Here is a 23164-nt window from a genome sequence, read left to right on the forward strand (position 1 = left end):
ATTTAAAAGTTCATTTTTTAATCGACCAACTCCTGCATCTGTCCATGCACAAAATCCATCAGTTTTTTTATGTGGGCAGGAGAAAGGTCAAATTTAAGACCTGCTGATTCAAAAAGCTCCGGAAGTGTTCTGGTGCCTCCCAGGCTTAATGCTTTTATATAATTGTTCAGGGCTTGTTTTGGGTGCTGCTGATATTGCATCCACATGCCAATGGCACCTAATTGAGCAATGCCATATTCAATATAATAGAACGGCACCTCGAAAAGGTGTAACTGACGTTGCCAGCTACAAGCACGGAACTTTTCCAATCCTTCCTGATCAACAACAGGGGAGGAGAACTCATTGAGTATACGCAGCCAGTTTGCTTCTCTTTCTTTTTCGGTGTGCCTGGGGTTTTCATACACCCAATGCTGGAACTTGTCAATAATGGCAATCCATGGAAATATGGTAATGACTCTTTCAAGTTGGTGGATTTTTGCCCTGCGCAACTCCTCTGTATCTTTAAAATATACATCCCAGTGGTCCATAGTGAATAGCTCCATGGACATGGAAGCTACTTCTGCTATTTCCATGGGATATTCTTTAAAAGCGCTCAACTCAAGAGGATGTGCCAGAAAAGAATGGATGGCGTGGCCACCCTCATGTACCATAGTGGTCACATCACTCATCTGACCTGCGGCATTCATAAATATAAACGGAGCGCCACTTTCCGACAAGGGGCAGTTGTATCCACCGGGGGCTTTTCCTTTTCTGCTTTCCAGGTCAAAATGTTTTAGTTCATCCATTTTTCGGAGGCAGGCGGAAAAAAACGGGTTCAATGCTTCAAAACAGGCTTCTGTTTTGGATAGCAGTTCTTTGCCTGAGGTAAAAGGATGTAGCGGTTGCGTGCCGGCAGGTTCGGCTTCCAGGTCCCAGGGCCTGAGTTCTTCCAGGCTTAATTTCTGTTTTTTATAGCTATTGATCTGATCCACGAGTGGCAATACATGTAATTTTACAGCTTCATGGAACTGAAAGCAGTCTTCTTTTGTATAATCAAAACGGCCTAATTCTGCAAATTTATAATCGCGATAGTTTTCAAACCCGGCATTTTCGGCGATCTGTTGTCTTTTTTGGACGAGCTCGGTAAATAGTTTGTTGAAAGCATCTTTATCCTGTAATCTTCTGTTCTGGACTTTCAAATAAACATCTTTTCTGAGCATTCTATCCGGATTTTCCAGGAATTTAGCCGCTTGCTGTAGCGTATACTCTTTACCATTCACTTCAACGGTCATTTTGCCGGCGATGGTGCCGTATTGTTGCTGCAAAACACTTAATTCTGCCTGGATAGGAATATTCTCCTGGCGGAATAGCTCAATACTTCTGCGTACACTTCTGAGATAGGTATGATAAAGCTGTTGATCCAGCTGGTCAACATAGGCAGATTGCACCAGCTTTTTGTTGAGCAGGTCTGCATAAGGCTGGAGCTTAGGCTGTATTTCCATACAGAAGTATGTAAAGGCGTCTTCCAGTGCTTTATTATTTGTATCACAAGTCATTTTAATCTGACGCCAGCAGGCGTCCTCGCTGACCACGGCTTCAAGTTCACTTACATCTTTTAACCATTTTTCCAGATCGTTTTTACTGTTAATGGGACGCTCAGCCAGATCCTGGTAATAAGGCTCCAGAGACGCCCAGGTGCTAATCGCAAAATCCGTTGGGACAAAATTTCTGGACAGTTTCTGGATATCGGCAGTCGGAATCACATTTGCCATACGTATTTAATCGTTTAATTGTTATATAATTACTACACGGCTGAACATTGATAATCAGGTTGTTATTGATATGTTGTAGGAGCCATGTATGCCAAAATTACCACAAAAAAAGCGCAAGTAAAAGGTTTTAACCTTTTGCTTGCGCTCGATCGTTTTTGCCAGACCGGCTCAAACCCATCCGGACTATTTTTCTTCCTTATCTTTTTTCTTAGGAGCCGCTTTCTTTTTAGGTTTGGCCGAAGTTGCTTTTTCGTCCTTTCCTTCCACAGCTGCCTTCGCTTTTTTAGTAGCCGCCTTTTTGGGTACTTTTGCTTTTTTGTCTTCAGCAGGTTGTTCTGCTATGTCATCAGGAGCAGTTTCCGATACTGCAACATTTTCTTCTGAATCTTCCAGATTGATGCCATTATCGGTTAGAATGTTGTACCAACGGACCATTTTTTTCATATCACTGGTATAGACTCTTTCAAAATCTATATCTGGATAAACTTCGGTAAAATAAGCTTTTACTGCGGCAATATCTTTATAATCCGGAATAGGCCTGCCAGCATTCTTCATCGCTTTGAACACTTCCACCAGATTAACGTTTTCGCGGACGGTATATACTTCAATGCTTTCCAAATGGGAAAAATGATGACTCCTGGAAGAGGCAAACTTAGTGGTTTTATCCTCCAGCGAACGAACGATGGCACCATCAGCCTTACTGCCGATCAATTCAAAAAGACCGCCTAATCCGGTGACAGAGATAATTTTGTTGTATTCCATTTGATAGTTTGATTTAAGGCTGCGAAAATACTCAGTATCGGGTAGAAAGCCAAATTTACAGGAAGATCTCCCATTTTTGGCTATAATTAACTGTGTTTGAGCTAATCAACGGTTCCTTTGTAAAAAAAGGGAGATAAAAACAATAAATATTGCCGATTTTGCCATTGATTCAAGTCGAAATCTGTCTTGATTCGTGATTTTTAATTAACATTGCCAAGCAAAACACCACTATATTTTTACTTATTTTTTGTTATATGTACAGTCCAGAACAGGTCAAAATATTACAGTCCGATACATCGGTATTATTAAAGGATACTGCAGCCATTGATCAAGGGCAGCTGGAAATACTCAGACGAGTGCTTAGGTTTCATGAATACAGATATTATGTAGAAGATGATCCATTGGTCTCTGACATGGAATATGACCGTTTATTCAAAAAATTAGAAGCATTCGAAGCAAAGCACCCGGAGTTGATTACAGCCGATTCTCCAACGCAAAGAGTAGGCGCTAATTTGACCGGTCAATTTGCAACGATCCGTCATCAGGTGCCGATGCTTTCTCTCGAGAACTCTTATAACGCCGACGACTTGAGTGACTGGGACAAAAAGGTCAGAGAGGCCGCTGGCGAAAAGAAAATACGTTATTCGGTTGAGCCTAAATTTGATGGCGCCAGCATTTCTCTGCTATACGAAGACGACCGGTTAGTACGGGCTGTAACCAGGGGAGACGGTATTGAAGGCGAGGATGTTACTGCTAACATCAGACAAATCCGTTCTATTCCGCTCAATGCCCCTTTTGCATTGTATGGTATTCAACAAATAGAAATAAGAGGTGAGGTAATGATGTCTAAAGCCTCTTTTCAGAAATTCAATGATAAGCAGGCAGAGGCTGGCTTGCCGATCCTCGCCAACCCCCGTAATGCTGCCAGTGGCAGTTTACGCCTCAAAGATCCGTCTGCCGTAAGAAACAGGGGGCTGGATGCATACTTATATCATATCAGCGACATAGTCTTAGCCCCTGGCAAAAGGCCTAGTGAACTTCTGGAAACGCATAGCGGTAATCTGGCCTTACTTTGGCAATGTGGTCTTCGTTCCCCAACAAAAGAAAGTGAACTTTTCAACAGTATAGCGTCGGTTGTGGCACATGTAGGAGATTTTGAAGCCATGCGAGACACATTGCCTTATGAAATTGATGGAATGGTGATTAAAGTGGATGATATCGCTCTGCAGGAACAGCTGGGCATGACTTCACATCATCCCAGATGGGCAATGGCTTATAAATTTAAGGCCAGACAGGCCACTTCAATCATTCAGTCTGTGGAGTTTCAAGTGGGACGAACGGGAGCAATCACCCCTGTCGCTAAAATTGAACCTGTTTTCCTGGCAGGTGTGACGATTGGTTCCATCTCATTATTCAATGAAGATATTATCCGGGAAAAAGATTTATGTATTGGAGATAGTGTTCTGGTGGAAAGAGCAGGAGATGTCATACCTAATATTGTTAAACCACTTAAAGAGCTAAGACAGGGTAATGAGATACCTATTATCTTTCCTGCCAATTGTCCGGTATGTAAAGCTGCACTGCATAAACCGGAGGGAGAAAGTGTCTGGCGCTGTATTAACCCGAATTGCGAAGCGCAGGTCGTGGAAAAGATGATTCATTTTGTCAGCAAAGATGCCATGGACATCCGGTCCTTTGGAGAATCCAACGTGCGTAAATTTTATTCACTGGGTTTGCTACCCGATATTCCGGGCATCTACAAGTTGGATATGACACAAATCGGAAAACTAGAGGGTTTTGGGCAAAAATCCATCGATAACCTGACTTCCGCTATTGAAAAAAGTAAAACGCAACCGTTACACCGGCTTATTTTTGGGTTGGGTATCCGCTATGTAGGAGAAACGACTGCCAAGATATTAGCCAAAAAAATCAGTAACCTTTGGGAACTTAAAGACTTTTCTGAAGAGCAGTTAATGGAACTTGAAGATATCGGTCCAAAGGTAGCAGGAAGTATCTATGAATTCTTCCAGGCGCCACAGAGTAAAGAGCTCCTAAATGAACTTGAAATACTCGGCCTTAATTTTAAGGGGCAAAAAACCGCACTGACTTCTGCAGGAACACAGCCCTTTGAAGGCCTTACTTTTTTATTTACCGGAACATTGGAACATTTAAAAAGAAGTGATGCAGAGGCAGTTGTTGAGGCAAAAGGAGGTAAGATACTAAGCGGCGTGTCGGCTAAACTGAACTACCTTGTGGCGGGCGCCGCAGCTGGCAGTAAATTAGATAAGGCCAAGAGGCTCAATACTGTCAATATTATTACTGAGCAGGAATTTGTTGATATGGTGGCAAATAATGAAAAGGGGCGTGGGAAAAAATAAAAATTACTATGGGAAAACGTATGCCTATTAAGGTCATTATAACAGGTGCTACCGGTATGGTAGGTGAAGGCGTACTGAATGCCTGTCTGAAAAGTGCGGAGGTGGAATCAGTATTGGTCGTTACCAGGAGGGCCACCGGTGTTAGGCATCCCAAACTAAAGGAATTGATTCATCACAATTTTTTTGATTTTTCGCCCATTGCTTCAGAACTGGACGGGTATGATGCCTGTTACTTCTGTTTAGGTGTAACCTCGCTGCGCAAAACGGAAAAGGCCTACTTCAAATTGACACATACACTCACTTTACAGTTTGCTAAAACGCTGTGTCTGGTGAATCAGAATATGACTTTTTGTTACGTGTCGGGAAAGGGAACAGACAATACAGAAACAGGGCGGATCATGTGGGCCAGGGTCAAAGGGAAAACGGAAAATGATCTCAACCGGTTGCCTTTTGCGAAAGTTTTTTCTTTTCGACCGGGTTTTATAAAGCCAACTGCAGGTAATCAGCATACACAACCGTTCTACAAGTATGTGACCTGGTTATTTCCTTTAGGCAGAAAGTTTTTCCCCGGGTCTTTTTGTAAACTGGAGGAGTTGAGTCAGGCAATGCTCAGTACAGCTTCCAACCCTGAAAAAAGAGGTATTTATGAAGTTGGGGATATACAAAAAAGCGCGATGGAAACCATTACCTGACATTGTATCCTGTTAGTTTCCGTTTTGCCTATGTCTCGCTTTCGTTTTTATCTTTATATTCCTTTTTTTCTGCTAAAGGAACGGCTCCTGTCTGGGCGGCTATGCCTGTTTTTAATGCTTCCCGTTTCTTATATTCACTTCTATATTTACTGCCCGCACCATACTCAAACTTGTATATCTGGCATAGCAACAGAAAATAAGCAATCATCAGCGGTCCGAAGATCAAGCCCATTAACCCAAACAGCTGGAGACCCAGGATCACGCCAAATACGGTGATCAGCGGGTGGACGTCTCCAAACTTTTTCATGAGTGCAAATCTGAGCACATTGTCACTATTGGAAACCACGACGGCGCAATAGGCCGTTAAGCCCAATCCCATGCCGATCTCTCCATTGGCCATTGTGATAATACAGATGGGTATCCAAACAATCATGGTACCTACTACCGGAATGATGGATGCCGCTCCGGTGAGCAGACCCCAGAATATAAATTCTTTGATCCCGAAAATCCAGTATCCTAAAATAGCCAGTAATGCCTGACAGAGGGCCAGTACAGGAATGCCAATCGCGTTGGACACAACCATGTTTCTGGTCTCCTGCCATAACGTGGATTTATTTTCTTCACTTAGCGGAAGAAAAGATTCCAGTTTTTCTTCCATCTTTCTACCGCCCATTAACATAAAATAAAAGATAAAGAACGCGACTGCCAGATTAGATACGACCGAAGCCGTCGCATTGAGTATTTGCGGGATATAGGCTGCCAATTTCTTGAAGTTCGTGAGGATTGTCGCATTTGAAATATCCAGTGAAGGGAAATGGGTTTTAAGTAGATCGATGGTATGGGTTAATTTACCCGTTATAGTAGGAGCCTGTTCTATGGCCTGATTAATTCGGGGAATCAATACTTTTATCACGGAAAAGATCGGAAAAACCACCAGTATGATACTGCCCATAATCAGTAATAATGCAGCTGCCCATTTTTTCCATTTCTTTTGCTCTATAAGTTTGTAATACCAGTTTCGATATAACACATAAAGGGTAATGGCGCCAAAAAAACCGGGTAGAAAGTACTTGAGTTGCACAATGATCTCAATGCCGATGAACGTAATCAGGATCAGAAGGACAATCTGTTTGATCAAACTTGTACTTATTTTTTCCATGTGCGGTAGTAATTAGGTATTAAAGGGTAAAAGCGGAATCGTGAACTGATTTTCAAAGACTTCGCCCTATGTAAATATAGTCTATATCGGCGAAAGATCATTCAATTGATCTTCCTTTAATCAGGGAGATATGCTAATTTTTTGTAGTACCCAAGTTTTCTGAAAACCAGCCCGTCGCACTGAATAAATATGAAAAGGCTTACTATAGTTAAAGAGGAATATACCGCATTTGCTTCAGCAATAAAGCCTGAATTTCAGAAGACTTATAACTAACAATCGTATGTGAAATTTTATTTATTTATTTTTCAGTCTAGCAAAAAAACAATAACATTGCGCAGTTAAATTCTTTTCAATACTTGTAAAAATTAAATGATATGAGCTTTATAGCCGATATTCATGCAAGACAGATTCTTGATAGCCGGGGAAATCCTACGGTAGAAGTGGATGTATTAACTGAAAATGGTATTTTGGGCCGTGCTGCCGTTCCTTCCGGAGCATCTACAGGGATCCATGAAGCCGTTGAACTGCGTGATGGAGATAAGAGTGTTTATCTGGGTAAGGGGGTCCTGAAGGCCGTTGATAACGTAAATGATATTATCGCTGAACAACTGATTGGCTGGACTGTTTCTGATCAGGTGGGTATTGATAAGAAATTACTGGAGATTGACGGAACAGACAACAAAGGAAAATTAGGTGCAAACGCAATTTTAGCCGTTTCTCTGGCAGTGGCTAAAGCAGCTGCTCAGGAATCAGGCCTGCCTTTGTATCGATATATCGGAGGCGTTAACAGTAGTGTATTGCCGGTTCCATTGATGAATATCCTGAACGGTGGGGTACATGCCGACAATAAAATCGATTATCAGGAATATATGATCGTCCCTCATGGTGCGACTTCTTTCAGTGAGGCACTTCGCTGGGGTACTGAGATTTTCCATGAATTAAAGTCTGTTCTGAAAAAGAAAGGCTATAGTACAAATGTAGGCGATGAAGGTGGATTCGCACCAGATATTCAGAGCAATGAAGAGGCTATTGAAACTGTATTGGAGGCGATCAAATCTGCCGGTTACAAACCCGGCGAAGACGTTTCTATTGCCCTGGATGCGGCTAGCAGCGAAATGTACAAAGATGGTAAATATAAATTCTACAAAAGTACAGGTAAAGAGCTGACTGCTGATGAAATGGTTGCTTATTGGGTGGAATGGGTAAATAAATATCCGATTGTTTCTATTGAAGACGGCATGGCAGAAGAAGATTGGGACGGTTGGAAAAAGTTGACAGAAGCCCTGGGCGATAAAATTCAGCTGGTAGGAGACGATCTGTTTGTTACCAACAGTAAAATCTTAAAACGCGGTATTGATAATAGCATTGCTAATAGCATCCTTATCAAAGTCAATCAGATCGGAACTTTGACTGAGACCATTCAGGCTGTACAGATGGCACAGAATGCCGGTTACACGACTGTCATGAGCCATCGAAGCGGCGAAACAGAAGATACAACAATTGCAGACCTGGCGGTTGCATTGAACTGCGGACAAATCAAAACCGGATCTGCCAGTCGTACGGACCGTATTGCTAAATACAACCAATTGATCCGCATTGAGGAACAATTGGATACAGATGCTATATTCCCGGACTTGTTTAATAAATAGTTCCACAGAATATTCTATATCTTTAACCCGGCTGTACGCTTTTTATAAAAGATTTACAGCCGGGTTTTTATGTGCTGTTATATTTATATATAACAGCATTATTGAAAGTAAACACTAAAGATACAGATCGGATGAGCCGTTACCAGCTACAATTTCTTCTTCTCTTGTTGCTCACGATCAGGACTTTTCCTCTTCAGGCCCAGCTGTTTGGAGGGAATCCCCCTAAGATAAAATGGCGCCAGCTTAAAACAGATTCTGTCGATATTATTTATCCTGTAAGGTTTGATACACTGGCTTTTAGGGTAGCGGCCGTTATTGAGCGGCTACAAAAAACAAGGGAGTATTCTCTGGGCGGGAAGCTAGAGAACATACCGGTCGTCTTACAAACACAGACAACTAATAGTAATGGATATGTAGGGCTTGGGCCTTATCGAAGTGAATTTTATCTTTCCACTCCAATGGATGCAATGGAATTGGGCGGAATGGATTGGACAACGACATTAACCCTGCATGAATATCGTCATGTTATTCAGTATAATAATATCAACAGAGGCATTATCCGAACGGTCGATTGGCTGTTGGGTGATAATGCCAGGTCGCTAATGAGTGATATGGCTGTGCCCAATTGGTTTTTTGAGGGGGATGCTGTATTTAATGAAACAATTCATAGCCGCCAGGGCAGGGGGAGGTTACCTCGCTTTTTAAATGCGTACGCTTTACTGGATAAAGATGGTAGGCATTATAACTACCAACAACTGCGCAACGGCTCCTATAAAGATTATCTCCCTGGCCATTATCAGTTAGGCTATTTGCTGGTTTCCTATGGGTATAGGCGCTATGGGCCTGCGTTTTGGGGAAAAGTGATACATGAGGCAGCTAGCTATAAGGGAATATTCTACCCCTTCCAAAAGGCGATTTATAGTATTGCGGGTATTTCTTTTAAAGACTTCAGGGAGGCCGCATTTAAAGAATATATAGCGCATTATCAAAATTTGCCCTGGATGGTGCAGGGTAGCAAACGCCAACCCAATTCCTCTTTAAGGCAACTCTCTCATTTGTCAGATAAAGAAGTTATCGACTATTTATATCCCTATCCGGCCATCCTGGATGGTGAATCAGGTACTATCGTATTGAAAAACCCCCGTAAGTCAATCAGTCGATTTGTCTGGCTACATAAAGGCAAGGAGAGAAATCTGGGCCAGGCACCCATTTCCAGAAATGCATATTTTGGATATAATTCCGGGAGAGTAATCTATACAAGATTCCAGGCAGATCCCAGATGGGGTTACAGAGAATATAGCGATCTGGAAGTACTGGATATTCACAGTGGCAAACGTTTGAGACTCACTCATAAACGCCGCTTTTTTACACCAGATATTTCCAGTGACGGCAAGATGGTAGCTGCTAGTGAGTTACGGGCAAATGGTCATTCAGCTATTGTCCTGTTAGACGGCTCCGGTGGGATTTTGGCTACATGGAAGGCTCCCAAAGGAATAATTTATAATTATCCAAAATTCTTTGCCCTGAATGGTGACAGTAGTGGCGCGCTCTTATTTTTGATCCGTGATGCCGCTGGGAGAATGGGTATCGGATATGTTCACTTGCTACACAAGAAAAACAAAGGAGGGTATGGCGTTTCCTATCCAGCAACGGCCACCGCCACGGACACTATTCACCCAATACTGTCCTTAAGCGGGCAATTACTTGGATTTCCGGTTGTGCGGGGAGATAAGTTGTATTACACCCGTGTGACGCCCGGTAATACGGCGGTCAGTCCTTATACCGCCCTGATGGAAATCAATTTGACAGATATAGTTAAAGATACTGCGGTAAGTCCGGTAATGGTTGGTAAATCTCTAAGGGATGTTTATCAGGGTTACGGAATAAATACGGGCGAGAATATCGCCAGCCTGCAGACCGCTAATGGTTACGGCATTTTCCGGTGGGACGGCAATCTGGCAAACAGCAATGACGGCCAGAGGGATATCGCAACTGGTATTTTTGATGCTCATTTACCACTTACAGGACATCGACTTTTAGATACCTGGACTGACTCGATAACGGCTGGTGGATTTATTACCTATGGCCATTCAGTTAAAAAATACCCATTGCTCAGTCATCCTTTTCATTTTCATAGCTTGCAGCCAAACATTGATGATCCGGTTTATAGCCTGGATTTGCTAGGCCAGAACACGCTTAATACGGTTCAGACGAAACTATCATATAGTTATAACCGTGTAAGCCAGATGAGTGCTGTCGGCGGTGATCTTGCTCTGGGTGCCTGGTATTTGCAGCCATATGTACATATGGATTACAGTTGGGATCACCGGGCTGCAGATAGAAAGGGCAATCAGTACTTTTATAAAGAACTTACCAGGCAGATTGGGTTGCAGCTACCGTTAAACTTTACAGGTGGCAGATGGCGACGCAGTTTATATTTATCAACGGCATTAAGCCAAAGCAATCTCTACTGGAATGAGGATATGCCGGCTTCCGGCCCAGTTTTAAAGAAGATCAGGTATTTATATAGCCGGCTGCAGCTTTCAGTCTACGGTCGACAGTCTATACAACAATTATATCCTGGAATCGGGTTTTACAATTATACAGAGATGAATACACCACTGGACAGCAAAGGAGCCAGGCAGTGGATGAGTAGCGCAACGATCTATTTACCGGGCTTACTGCCCACACATAGCCTTCGTTGGAATCTGGCCTATCAGCATAGGGATACTGCAGGCGCTTATGGGTATAATAGCCGGTTTCCTTTTTCCAGAGGTTATGTCCGGCCCTCTTATGCAACTATGTGGAAGTTTGGAGCAGATTATGATTTGCCGGTCTGGTACCCTGATTTTGGATTTGCCGGTCTGGCTTATTTCTTTAGAATCAGGGCTAATCTCTACTATGATCAGAGCTTAGGCTTTGACAATACTAAAAGACGTAACGGATTTGGATCTGTGGGAGCGGCTCTATTCGCGGATATGAATATAGGTAATCAATATCCGGTTACAATAGGATTGCGCTACAACCACTTATTAAATCAAGATTATCGGGAGCAAAACAATTGGGAGCTGATCTTGCCTATCCGGCTATTTTAAGAAAAAAAGAGCGTCCTCAACATAAGGACGCTCCCGAAATCTTCCTGTTTAATTGAAAGTCGATTAGTTGTATGCTTTGACGTTATACACGTATTGTTGTAGAGATTTAAGCTGATTTTCTCTGTTCATACCTTTCAGATTACGGCTGCCATTCAGTACGGCAGCATTGACTGCGCTGGTATCCTTATCGTTCCATGATTCAAGAGACTGAACAATCTCCTTTGATTTGATGGCAAAGGTGACACCTTGTGCATTCGCTTCCCGGGTACTTAAAATGCCGATAATATCTCCATATCGATTAAAAACTGGCCCCCCTGAGTTACCAGGGTTTGCCAATAATGAGATCTGCACAGTGGAAGTGTCACCATCAAAACCGGAAACGGCACTCAGATATCCTTTGTTATAGGTGATGTCATTGCGGGGATACCCCAATGTAAAAACCTCCGCTCCCAGATTTACACTGGTGCTTTTCAGATCATAGGGGAGCGTTTTGACGGGCTCATAATCGCTGTCGGTGATTTTCAATACTGCCAGATCTTTTGCATGATCAACGTAGACAATAGAGGTCTTAAATTCCTGGCCATCAGCGTTGGCTACCACTGCGCTGCTACCTTTCAATACATGTGCATTAGTCAATAGATAACCCTTTCCGTCAATCATAAAGGCAGATCCCCCGCTTTTTACGACAGCGCCTTCCGGCAACTTGGTAGCCTCCTTGATCTGTGTATACTGATAATCCTGTGTCTTTTTCAATTGTTCAATATCCCGGCTTAAAAGCTCAATTGTCTGTCGGCTGGCCGGGCCGAAAGTGGAGATCACGCCGCTGATAATAAGTGCCGTAAGGCCTGCAATGCAGGCCGCAATTGCGGTTGTCTTTTTATAACGATGCCAGAGTTGTCTGATCTTGCCTTTCGAGATCTTTTTTTGATCCTCAGCGATGGCACCTTTCTCCAGCAAATGGTCATGTGTACTGCTCAACTGAGTCATCAGTTTTTGGCGTTCTGCAAATTCTGCCATCTTGCCCATAAATATCTTATGGGTAACGACCATCTGATCCAGTTCCGGATTATCCTGGCGCATTTGCTCAAAATAGGCTTTTTCCTCAGGAAGCATTTCGTCGTTGAAGTAACGCTCCAGACTCTCTATTAATAATTGTTCACTCATTATTATCTTATTTTGAATATTGCGCAAAAAATAACTTTTTAAGACGCATCAAACATTTATATTTCTGATTTTTGGCATTATCAGTATTCGTATAGCCAAAAATCTCCACTAAATCCGACATCGACTTTTTCTGTATATAAAAGGCCTCCAACAGGCTTTTACAAGGTTCTCCCAGTTTCGCAAAGGCGGACTCCATTACTTCAAACTCCTCATCTTTCTTTTCAGCCATTTCGAGGTCTTCTTCTACAGGAATAACTGGTTCCAGTAAACTTAACTCGGTATTGCTGACAAAAAGACCGTGATGCTTTAACTTCTTGAGCCATAGCCTTTTAGAAATAGCGTAGAGATAGGTTCTAAGTTGACAGGTCAGTTGGAAGTCGCTTTTACGGGCTTTTTCGTATAATATCACCATCGCTTCCTGAAAAACATCCCTTGCGTCATCATAAGAGCCATTATTATTGAGAACCAGGGCCTGAATCAGGCTAAAATTACCGGCATAAATGGTCTGGATGGCCTTTGTGTCATTTTCCGCCAGTCCCCTTAATAATTGTTGTTCTCTCTGATCTGAATTCACCCGGTCTTCTTTTAATACTTAAATGTGCCTAAAAGTAACCCAATTTTAAGCCGAAATATAATTTTTTAGAAAAAATAAAATTTCTGGGTTACCTTTTTCTTATTTGGGTATCAATAACTGAAAATTAAAACAAAAATTAAATTAGAAACAAGATGAAAAAGTTATTATTTGTTGCTGTATTAGGTTTAGGTTTATCTTTTGCTGCTTGCGGTGGTGCTAACACTGACGCTGCTGCTAGTGCAGATTCTTTAGCTAACGCAACTACAGAAACTATCGATTCTACAGCTAATGCTGCAGTTGATTCTGTTGGTGCTGCTGCTGATTCTGCTAAAGCAGATGTAAACGCTGCTGCTGATTCAGTTAAAGCTGCTGCTGATGCTGCTACTAAATAATTTTAGTAGAATTTAATACAGAATAAGCGTAAAAGGAGTTAATCCGATTTGTTTTAACTCCTTTTTCTTTATCTGGCGACTAATAGTATGATTTTGTGGTCGCGGAGACGAATTTGACTTATTGCAGAATTATTATAGACTGATAATAAGGTGTTTTCTTTGAAAACATTCAAGATTTTTCATATGGCAAGCAATCGTTAGAGGCCGTCCTTAGTCTTAGGGAGGGCTTTTTTTGTAGCACAAACTGTCTGTTTTTGTTGAATGGTATATAAAAACTAACAATTGTTTTCATGAAAATAAAAAAAAATTTGTGGGTAAGTAATATGTACGTAACTTTGACCCCGATAATAATTAAAAAAAAAGTATATAAAAAATACCTAATAACTATTCAGAGAGAACAGGCACCATGGCAAAAAAATCCTTTACATTTTATTTCTGCTTTTTTCAGTTTTTTTATTTTAGAAAAACAAGGGCTGGTGTTGTGCAACTTTAATCATCTTAAACATATATAACCCATCCCGATCTTCTAGGCATCGGGATTTTTGTTTTACACAGAATATATTACAATACAACTATGGAATCTCGCAAAGGTAATACTGCTCCCAAAAAAATAGCCATACAAGGCTATGAGGGTAGCTTCCACCAGGAAGCAGCCCAATATTATTACGGTAAACAAGTAGAAGTTATTGCTTGTGACACCTTCCGTGACGTCGTTAAAATAGCCTCTGATAAGAAGACTAGCGACGGAGGAATTATGGCCATTGAAAACACCATAGCCGGCAGTATTTTACCCAACTATAACTTATTGCAGAAAAGTAAGCTTAAAATTGTGGGTGAGGTTTACCTGATGATTCGTCAAAACCTAATGGTGAGTATCGGTGTTCCTTTGGAAGATATTAAAGAAGTACACTCTCATCCGATGGCTATTCAGCAATGTTTTAAATTTTTGGATGAGCACAATTGGAAATTAGTGGAGACGGAAGATACAGCACTCAGTGCCCGTAAACTTAGTAAAAGTAAGAGTCCGCACGTTGCAGTTATTGCGAGCCGCCTGGCTGCGGAGATCTATGATTTGGAGCTGATCGCCCCTAATATCCATACACTTAAAAATAACTATACACGGTTTTTAATCCTTAACAGAGAAGAAGACGTCGTGGATATTCCGGATGCAAATAAGGCATCTATTTATTTTCATACGGATAATTCAAAGGGTAGTCTGGCCAAAGTACTCAATAAGATCAATGAAGTAGATATTAATTTGAGCAAATTGCAGAGTTTTCCCATTCCGGGCAGTGACTGGAAGTATAGCTTCCATGCAGATATGGAATTTGACAGCAGAGATAAATTTGAATTGGCATTAGAGCTGATTCGTCCGTTGACAGAAGAGCTCCGCATAAATGGAATTTACAGAAAAGGCAAGACAATATAAGTAATCATTTTTATGAGTCAGGTAGCGAATAGATTAGCAGGAATACAGGAATACTATTTTTCAAAAAAATTAAGGGAAATAGAGCAGCTGAATAATGAAGGCAAACGTATTATTAACCTGGGCATTGGCAGCCCTGATCTGCCTCCCGACCCGAGTGTAATAGCTGTTTTAGAGGATGAGTCGCGCAAGCCGGATGTACATGGATATCAGTCATATAAAGGGGCACCTCCGTATAGGAAGGCCATCTCCGATTGGTATAGTAAATGGTACGGTGTGCAGGTCGATCCTAATAAAGAAGTGTTACCGCTTATGGGATCTAAGGAGGGTATTATGCATATCTGCATGACTTATCTGAACCCGGGCGATCAGGTATTAGTCCCCAATCCCGGTTACCCAACCTATGCCAGTAATGTAGCATTGACTGGAGCGGTTTCAGTTACCTATGCACTGACAGAAGAAAATGACTGGGAGCCTGATTTTGGCCAGCTTGAAAAGCAGGATTTGTCCAAAGTCAAGCTCATGTTTGTTAATTATCCGGGGATGCCGACGGGAAAAGCCGCCAGCAAGGTACTTTTTGAGAAGTTGGTGGATTTTGCGAGAAGGCATAAAATATTATTGGTGCATGATAACCCGTATAGTTTTATTTTAAATCAAAAGCCGATCAGCCTGTTGAGTATTCCTGGTGCATTGGAGGTCGCTATTGAACTCAATTCCCTGAGCAAGTCCCATAATATGGCCGGCTGGAGACTGGGGATGCTTCTGGGAGCCGAGCAGCGTATCCTGGAAATTCTGCGGTTTAAAAGCAATATGGATAGCGGCATGTTCCTGCCTTTACAACTGGCCGGTGCAAAAGCACTATCATTAGGTAGGCAGTGGCATGATCAGGTAAATGAAGTGTACAGTGCAAGAAGAAAAAAAGTGGAAGAACTGCTGGATTTGTTGGCTTGCGAGTATAGCAAAAGCCAGGTAGGCCTGTTTATGTGGGCCAGCATCCCGTCCCGATACAGGGATGGCTACGAACTGGCGGATGAAGTACTGTATGGTGCGAACGTTTTTATCACACCAGGCGGCATATTCGGTTCAGAAGGGAACAGATACATACGTATCAGCCTGTGTGGGGACATTAGCCGGTTTGAAGAGGCTATTGGAAGAGTAAAAGAAATGCAGGGTAAGAGATAGGTGAACTAAATAAAATGAAACAAAGAAATTTAACGACAACTATAATCGGATTGGGGCTTATCGGCGGTACCATGGCCTGGGCTTTGAGAGACCACGAGTTGAGTGGACGTATTATAGGTGTTGATGATAACCCTTTACACAGTAAAAGGGCGCTGGAACTTGGAATAGTTGATGAAATCCTTCCGCTGGAAAAAGCCGTTGCGGCAGCTGACCTGCTTTTTCTGGCCATTCCGGTAACCAGTGCGGCAGCATTATTGCCAGTTATATTGGATCAGACGGATAAGCAGGTTATTACGGATGTAGGTTCTACAAAAAGAGGGCTGGTGACGGCTGCCGAAGGACATCGTAAAAGAGGGCGTTATGTACCGGCGCATCCCATGTGGGGTACTGAATTCAGTGGCCCCGACGCTGCTTCCCGAAATGTGCTGGAGGGTGTTGTAAATATAATTTGTGACCCGCAGGACAGCGATAAAGACGCATTGGCCTTAGTTGAAAATATATTGAAAGAACTGGGCATGCGAATTGTCTATATGGATAGCCTGAGTCACGATACACACTTGGCTTATGTATCTCATATTTCTCATATTTCCAGTTTTGCCCTGGCCAACACCGTTTTGGAAAAGGAAAAAGAGGAAGAGACGATCTTTAATCTGGCAAGTTCAGGATTTGAGAGTACGGTCAGGCTCGCTAAAAGTAATAGTGATACATGGGTGCCTGTATTCAAGCAAAATAAAGAAAATGTGCTGGATGTGTTAAACGAATATATCTCGCAATTAAGGAAATTTAAATCATCGCTGGAAAAAGAGAACTGGGATTATTTAAATGAACTTATTGAGTCCTCTAATAAGATTAGAAAGGTTCTGGATAAAAAACAGCAATAACAAAAGCGTAAACAAGTCGCAGGCTTCAGTGAAGAAGGCTGCGCAATTTTAAATACATATAATGATTACATTTGAACAACTGGGACTGGATGATCGTTTGGTAAAGGCTACCAGCGAATTAGGATACATCCACCCAACGCCAATACAGGAAAAGGCGATTCCGGTATTACTTGGCGGCACAAGAGATCTGATCGGTCTGGCACAGACCGGAACAGGTAAAACAGCAGCATTTTCCTTACCGCTGCTCAGTATTATTAAGGAGGATAAGAAATATCCGCAGGCCCTTATTGTTTGTCCTACGCGTGAGCTATGCTTGCAAATTGTAAAGGAGATTGTCGGATTTAAAAAATTCATGAAAGAGATCAGTGTCGTGGCTGTTTATGGAGGAGCTTCCATTAGTTTACAGATTCGCGATATTAAAAGAGGGGTGCAGATTATTGTTGCGACTCCGGGAAGGCTTATTGATCTGATCGAAAGAAAGGCAGTGAACCTGGAAAAAATTCAATACGTTGTACTGGATGAAGCCGATGAAATGCTAAACATGGGCTTCCAGGACGATATTGAGTTTATCCTGAAAAACACGCCCATCAGGGAAAGTACCTGGCTGTTCAGTGCCACGATGCCACCAGCCATACGCAAGGTGTCCAAAAAATATATGGATAATCCGGAAGAGATCACTGTCGGTAAGGCTAATACGGTCAATACAAATATTGATCACCAGTATTACGTGACTTCTGCGCAGCACCGTTATGAAACTTTAAAACGGCTGATAGATTTTAACCCGGGTATATACGGAATCATCTTTACCCGTACCAAGGCAGATGCCCAGCAGATTGCTGAAAAATTAACCCGCGAAGGATACGATATCGATGCTTTGCATGGCGATCTGACACAACCACAACGGGACCGTGTCATGAAGCAGTTCAGAGACCGGAGTCTGCAGCTCCTGATTGCTACAGATGTAGCGGCCAGAGGGATTGATGTAAAAGAAATTACACACGTTATCAATTATGAACTACCGGATGACGTAGAAGTATATACACATAGAAGCGGCCGTACTGGCCGCGCTGGTTCTACCGGTATCTGTATCAGTATTATTCATTCCAGGGAAAGCTATCGCTTGAAGCAGATTCAGAAAATTGTACAGGCCCCTTTCAATAAATTGGAAATCCCATCCGGAAAAGATGTATGCCGCAAACAGTTTTTCTATTTTATGGACCGGCTGCTGAAAGCAGATGTGTCTCATGGAGATTATGAATCCTATGTGCCTATGCTGGAAGAGAAGTTTTCCGATATTTCTAAGGAAGAAGTTTTAAAAAGGGTAGCGGCACTGGAATTTGACCGGTTTTTGCAATATTATGAAAATGCGGGTGACTTGAATGTGCGGGCTAATGATAACAAAGGCGATAGAAGAGACAGACAGTCGGGTGGCAGTGGTAGAGACAGAGATCGTAGTGATCGTGGCAGCCGTAATGGAAGAAGAGACAGCCGCGATTTTCAAGGAGACACAACAAGACTCTTTATTAATATTGGCACAAAAGACGGCTTTTATAAAGCCAGCTTCCTGCAGTTCATTCTGGATATGAGTGACCTTAGAAAGGATGTATTGGGGCGCATTGATATGAAAGAAATGAACTCATGGGTGGAGATCGATAAAAGAGCAGCGGTGCAAATGATCCGCTCTCTGGATGGCAAAAAGTTCAAAGGGCGTAAGATCCGTATGAATGATGCAGAAACAGGTGGTCGCCGTTAATCAAGAACAACAACTTAAAACAAACATTAATCATCATTAATCATTTTGTAAAATGGAAACAGCAAACATTGCAGCAAAAAAAGAACAGGTTATGCAAGTGCTGAAAAAGCGTCCGCTGATCATCTCCGGACCTTGCAGTGCAGAGACAGAAGAACAGGTGATGGCCACGGCTTTGGGATTGAAACAAACAGGCAAAGTGGATATCATACGGGCGGGTATATGGAAACCAAGGACGCGCCCGGGTAGTTTTGAAGGTATTGGAACAAAAGGGCTGCCCTGGTTGCAGGCAGCTAAGGCTGCGACCGGCTTATTGACTGCCGTAGAGGTAGCTACCCCCAAACAGGCAGAAGATGCCTTACACTTTGGCGTAGATATCTTATGGCTGGGAGCCAGAACTACAGTCAATCCATTTAGCGTGCAAGATCTGGCCGATGCGCTGCGCGGGGTAGATGTACCCGTGTTGATTAAAAATCCAATCAATCCCGATCTGGAACTTTGGACAGGTGCCGTTGAACGTATTGACCGTGCCGGGATTAAAGATATAGGCCTGATTCACCGCGGTTTTGCTTCTTATGGTAATAGCGAATACCGTAATGCGCCGATGTGGCATCTGGCTATCGAGATGAAACGTCGCTATCCCGAGTTGTTGTTTATCAATGATCCTTCACATATCTGTGGTCGTCGTGATAATCTGGTCGCTGTAGCACAGGAAGCGATTGATCTGGATTATGACGGTTTGATCATTGAATCTCATATTGATCCGGATAAAGCCTGGAGTGATGCGAAACAGCAGGTGACACCTGAAAGACTGGGCGCTATGCTGGATGAGATCGTGTGGCGCAAAGAAACCGTTCATGCGACCGATCATGCCACTCTGGAGAAATATCGTCAGCAGATCAATCACCTCGATGATGAAATGATCCAGCTGATCGGCCAGCGTATGAAAGTCGCTGATCTGATCGGTAAGTATAAAAAGGAAAATGGTATTACCATTTTGCAAACGAATCGCTGGAACGAGATCCTGGAGAAGGCCGTTATTAAAGGTGAGAAAAAAGGACTCAGCAAAGAGTTTATCACGAAGTATTTTGACGCCATTCATATGGAGAGCATCGCACATCAAAATAAAATAATGAACGATTAATGGTGCTGCATTAACCTGTAATTGCTGTAATGCCTGCAAAGCAACCTTATCCTCCGGCAAAGACCGGAGGGTAGGTGTGGCTTACTGGCCTTTAAAGAAAAGACCTTGAAAAAGACAATTAAATTTAGTTCAGGCAGCACTGTCTTCCATTTTGACAGTAGTCTGGAAGTTCTGGGAAAGCTGGTGGATAAAAGCACCACCTATATCATTACTGATGATAATGTCTATCATTACTATCAGAAGAGGTTAAAGGGGTGGAACGTCCTGCTGATTAAGGCAGGCGAAGCCTTTAAAAATATGGACGCTGTACAGCAACTGACTGGCCAGCTGATCGAAGCCGGTGCTGATAGAAGATCCACTATTATTGGCATGGGGGGCGGCGTGGTTACTGACATTGCAGGGTTTGTGGCTTCAATTTATTTAAGAGGTGTAGACTTTGGATTTATTCCCACTTCTGTTTTAGCCATGGTAGATGCGTCTATTGGCGGCAAAAACGGGGTAGATGTGGGGGTCTTTAAAAACATGGTCGGGAATATCCGTCAACCTCGTTTTTTGTTGTATGACTATAGCCTTCTAAAAACCCTGCCCGATAATGAGTGGATAGGCGGGTTTGCAGAGATAATTAAACATGCCTGCATCAAAGATGCGGCCATGTTCAAGTTTCTGGAGGAACACTCTTTGAAGGAATATAAAAAGAAGCCTGCACTCTTGAGTGAGTTGATCCAGCGCAATGTGCTGATTAAAGCTAAAGTGGTACAGAAAGATGAAACTGAACAGGGTGATAGAAAATTGCTTAATTTTGGACATACCCTGGGTCATGCCATTGAAAACACTTATCAACTCCCGCATGGAGAAGCTGTATCTATCGGCATGGTTGTCGCTGCCTACCTATCTAAAGCCATTCTTGATTTTAAAGAATCGGAAAGGATCGTAAAACTAGTAAAAGCTTATGGTTTACCTGCTTATTATGATTATGACGCTCAGGACGCGCTGATGAAAATGCGCTCAGATAAAAAACGTGTGAAGGACCAGATCCATTTCGTGCTTTTAGAAAAGATCGGTAAGGCTGTTTATCAACCGCTGTCCATGGATCAGATCGCTAGCGTGGTAGAAACAATGGGCGGTTCAGTAACCTTATCCAAATAATATATAAGAAACATGATTTTTGAAAGTATAGAGATTCCATATTCAGTAATCATTCATCCCGGGAAAGTACATGGTGAGATCACTGCTCCTGCTTCCAAGAGTTCGATGCAGCGGGCAGCTGCGGCTGCGCTTGTCAGCGGTGGTATATCCCTGATTGAAAATCCCGGAATATCCAATGATGACCAGGCTTCCGTAGGTGTGATAGAAGCGTTGGGGGCATTGGTAGAGATAGAGCCGACGGGTGCTTTAAAAGTGGATGCCACCCATTTGAGTGAAGGTTCTGCAAGAGATACAGAGGTACATTTCGGAGAAAGCGGTCTTGGAATCAGAATGTTTACTTCTATTGCCGCCCTGCGTCCAGGCAAGATCCGAATCGAGGGGCAGGGCAGCCTCAGGACTCGCCCGATGGATTTTTTTGATGAGACCTTACCTAAATTAGGTGTTACGGTCAAATCCAATCAGGGCAAATTGCCTTTAGAGATCAAAGGGCCATTAACGCCAAAAGACATTACCATTGATGGCTCATTAAGTTCTCAGTTTCTGACTGGTTTATTACTGGCTTACGCTGCAGCTGATGCTTCTGATGTGACGATCTCGGTGACCGATCTGAAAAGCCGGCCGTATGTGGATCTTACCTTAAAGGTCATGGCTGATTTTGGTCTTAAAATACCTGTTAATCACAATTATGAGCGCTTTTATTTTGAAAAAGCCGTGCATGCAAAAGGAACAGACCCGACTACATATCAGGTAGAAGGTGACTGGAGCGGCGGCGCCTTTCTGCTGGTTGGGGGTGCGATCAGGGGACCGGTTACCGTGAAGGGACTGGATACTCAGTCGACTCAAGCGGATAAGGCTATATTGCAGGCGCTGACCGATACCGGTTGCCAGTTGTCTGTGGCTGAGGACCGGATTGAAATCGGTCCTATGGCGGCAGGCGGCCCACTTAAAGCTTTCCATTTTGATGCAACGGATTGCCCCGATTTATTTCCACCGTTGGTAGCACTGGCAGCTTATTGCGCAGGTAGGACCGTGATAGAGGGCGTGTCAAGACTCGCTCATAAAGAAAGTAATCGTGCATTGACATTGCAGGATGAGTTTGCAAAATTCGGTGTAAAGATTGAGCTACAGGATGACCTGATGATCATTGAAGGAAATAACAATGGTCAGTTGTCAGGTGACATCACCACGCATTCCCGGCATGACCACCGCATCGCGATGGCGGCAGCTATTGCCGCCTTGGGCGCTGCGGGACCAGTGCAGATCGATGAAGCACCAGCCGTGAAAAAGTCTTATCCTAATTTCTACCGCCACCTTGAGCAATTAGGTGTAACTTTAAGTTATTAATTTTCAATATCAATATTCGGGATCGTAAAAAATCGGATTATGTTGCAAAGCAAAAAGATAAGGGCTATTTTTACAGACATCGGAGGAGTACTGCTTAATAATGGATGGGACAGACATAAAAGAGCATTAGCGGTGGAAAAGTTCAGTCTGGACGCGGAGGAGCTGAATGAGAGGCATCATCTGACATTTGATACGTATGAAGAAGGCAAGATTACCCTGGATCAGTATCTGGACCGGGTCATTTTCTACACCTCCAGGGATTTTACCAGAGAGGATTTCAAAACCTTTATGTACGGACTCTCTGAACCTTTTGAAGATATGATCGAACTGATGAAGAGCCTTAAAAAACAGCACCAGCTGCATATCGCGGTGGTCAGTAACGAGGGGCGGGAATTAAATGATCATAGGATCCGGCACTTTGGCCTCAATACTTTTGTTGATGCTTTTATTTCTTCCAGTTTTGTACATATCCGTAAACCGGATGAAGACATTTTCAAACTGGCGCTGGATATTTCGCAGATGAAGCCGGAAGAAGTGGTCTTTATCGATGATCGGCCTATGTTCGTACAGGTAGCGGGTTTACTGGGGATTAAAGGTATTATACATAAGCACTATGAGAACACGAAGAGTGAATTGGAGGCCCTGTTGGCTGGTTAGCCTTTTTAAGACGTAACT

Annotated in this window: 18 protein-coding genes; 13 read left to right on the plus strand and 5 right to left on the minus strand. The window is 42.8% G+C overall.

All coding sequences use genetic code 11. The annotated features are described in order from the left end of the window. Positions 1-17 precede the first annotated feature (17 nt). Both K9M52_RS14520 and K9M52_RS14525 read right to left on the minus strand, forming a co-directional pair. Positions 18-1751, minus strand: coding sequence for a M3 family oligoendopeptidase (locus K9M52_RS14520; protein ID WP_224069156.1), 1734 nt, complete (start codon positions 1749-1751; stop codon positions 18-20). 183 nt (positions 1752-1934) lie between these two features. Next, entirely contained in the window at positions 1935-2513 is a 579-nt protein-coding gene (locus tag K9M52_RS14525) for a DUF5606 family protein (protein ID WP_224069157.1), read from the minus strand. Positions 2514-2767: 254 nt separating this feature from the next. On the opposite strand from K9M52_RS14525, the gene ligA reads away from it, so the two are divergent. Together ligA and K9M52_RS14535 are read left to right on the plus strand one after the other, a co-directional pair. Beyond that, positions 2768-4891: an NAD-dependent DNA ligase LigA gene (ligA, locus tag K9M52_RS14530; RefSeq protein WP_224069158.1), complete on the plus strand. Its 2124-nt coding sequence runs from the start codon at positions 2768-2770 to the stop codon at positions 4889-4891. Between the two features lie 8 nt (positions 4892-4899). Next, positions 4900-5583, plus strand: a complete 684-nt coding sequence (locus tag K9M52_RS14535; RefSeq protein WP_224069159.1) for an NAD-dependent epimerase/dehydratase family protein — start codon at positions 4900-4902, stop codon at positions 5581-5583. A gap of 28 nt (positions 5584-5611) precedes the next feature. Here the strand turns inward: K9M52_RS14535 and K9M52_RS14540 are convergent, their stop codons facing one another. Continuing rightward, positions 5612-6742 (minus strand): AI-2E family transporter, encoded by a 1131-nt coding sequence (locus tag K9M52_RS14540; protein ID WP_224069160.1) that lies wholly within the window; start codon positions 6740-6742, stop codon positions 5612-5614. Between the two features lie 374 nt (positions 6743-7116). Between K9M52_RS14540 and eno the strand changes: the two genes are divergently transcribed. Both eno and K9M52_RS14550 read left to right on the plus strand, forming a co-directional pair. After that, positions 7117-8391 carry a phosphopyruvate hydratase gene (eno, locus tag K9M52_RS14545; RefSeq protein WP_224069161.1) on the plus strand — a complete coding sequence of 425 codons (1275 nt, stop codon included), beginning with the start codon at positions 7117-7119 and terminating at the stop codon, positions 8389-8391. A 101-nt stretch (positions 8392-8492) separates the two neighbouring features. Then, on the plus strand, positions 8493-11486 hold the full coding sequence (locus K9M52_RS14550) for a hypothetical protein (RefSeq protein ID WP_224069162.1): 2994 nt from the start codon (positions 8493-8495) through the stop codon (positions 11484-11486). A 63-nt stretch (positions 11487-11549) separates the two neighbouring features. Here the strand turns inward: K9M52_RS14550 and K9M52_RS14555 are convergent, their stop codons facing one another. Both K9M52_RS14555 and K9M52_RS14560 read right to left on the minus strand, forming a co-directional pair. After that, complete coding sequence (locus K9M52_RS14555; RefSeq protein WP_224069163.1) at positions 11550-12650, minus strand: S1C family serine protease; 1101 nt, start codon at positions 12648-12650, stop codon at positions 11550-11552. A gap of 7 nt (positions 12651-12657) precedes the next feature. Beyond that, a complete protein-coding gene (locus tag K9M52_RS14560) occupies positions 12658-13224 on the minus strand; it encodes an RNA polymerase sigma factor (RefSeq protein WP_224069164.1) in 567 nt (188 codons plus the stop codon). A 152-nt stretch (positions 13225-13376) separates the two neighbouring features. On the opposite strand from K9M52_RS14560, the gene K9M52_RS14565 reads away from it, so the two are divergent. The 9 genes from K9M52_RS14565 to K9M52_RS14605 all read left to right on the plus strand — a co-directional run bounded on the left by K9M52_RS14565 (position 13377) and on the right by K9M52_RS14605 (position 23146). Beyond that, positions 13377-13616 (plus strand): hypothetical protein, encoded by a 240-nt coding sequence (locus tag K9M52_RS14565; protein WP_224069165.1) that lies wholly within the window; start codon positions 13377-13379, stop codon positions 13614-13616. Positions 13617-14190: 574 nt separating this feature from the next. After that, entirely contained in the window at positions 14191-15045 is an 855-nt protein-coding gene (locus K9M52_RS14570; protein ID WP_224069166.1) for a prephenate dehydratase, read from the plus strand. A 12-nt stretch (positions 15046-15057) separates the two neighbouring features. Then, complete coding sequence (locus K9M52_RS14575) at positions 15058-16224, plus strand: pyridoxal phosphate-dependent aminotransferase (RefSeq protein WP_224069167.1); 1167 nt, start codon at positions 15058-15060, stop codon at positions 16222-16224. 14 nt (positions 16225-16238) lie between these two features. Continuing rightward, complete coding sequence (locus tag K9M52_RS14580) at positions 16239-17105, plus strand: prephenate dehydrogenase (RefSeq protein WP_224069168.1); 867 nt, start codon at positions 16239-16241, stop codon at positions 17103-17105. A 61-nt stretch (positions 17106-17166) separates the two neighbouring features. Continuing rightward, complete coding sequence (locus tag K9M52_RS14585; protein ID WP_224069169.1) at positions 17167-18858, plus strand: DEAD/DEAH box helicase; 1692 nt, start codon at positions 17167-17169, stop codon at positions 18856-18858. A gap of 52 nt (positions 18859-18910) precedes the next feature. After that, entirely contained in the window at positions 18911-19999 is a 1089-nt protein-coding gene (locus K9M52_RS14590) for a chorismate mutase (protein ID WP_224069170.1), read from the plus strand. Positions 20000-20104: 105 nt separating this feature from the next. After that, positions 20105-21145: a 3-dehydroquinate synthase gene (aroB, locus tag K9M52_RS14595; protein ID WP_224069171.1), complete on the plus strand. Its 1041-nt coding sequence runs from the start codon at positions 20105-20107 to the stop codon at positions 21143-21145. 12 nt (positions 21146-21157) lie between these two features. Beyond that, positions 21158-22489 (plus strand): 3-phosphoshikimate 1-carboxyvinyltransferase, encoded by a 1332-nt coding sequence (gene aroA, locus K9M52_RS14600; RefSeq protein ID WP_224069172.1) that lies wholly within the window; start codon positions 21158-21160, stop codon positions 22487-22489. Between the two features lie 39 nt (positions 22490-22528). Further along, complete coding sequence (locus K9M52_RS14605; RefSeq protein WP_224069173.1) at positions 22529-23146, plus strand: HAD family hydrolase; 618 nt, start codon at positions 22529-22531, stop codon at positions 23144-23146. The last annotated feature ends 18 nt before the right edge of the window (positions 23147-23164 follow it).

The sequence above is a fragment of the Arachidicoccus terrestris genome (genome assembly GCF_020042345.1).
In the GTDB taxonomy this organism is placed as follows: domain Bacteria; phylum Bacteroidota; class Bacteroidia; order Chitinophagales; family Chitinophagaceae; genus Arachidicoccus; species Arachidicoccus terrestris.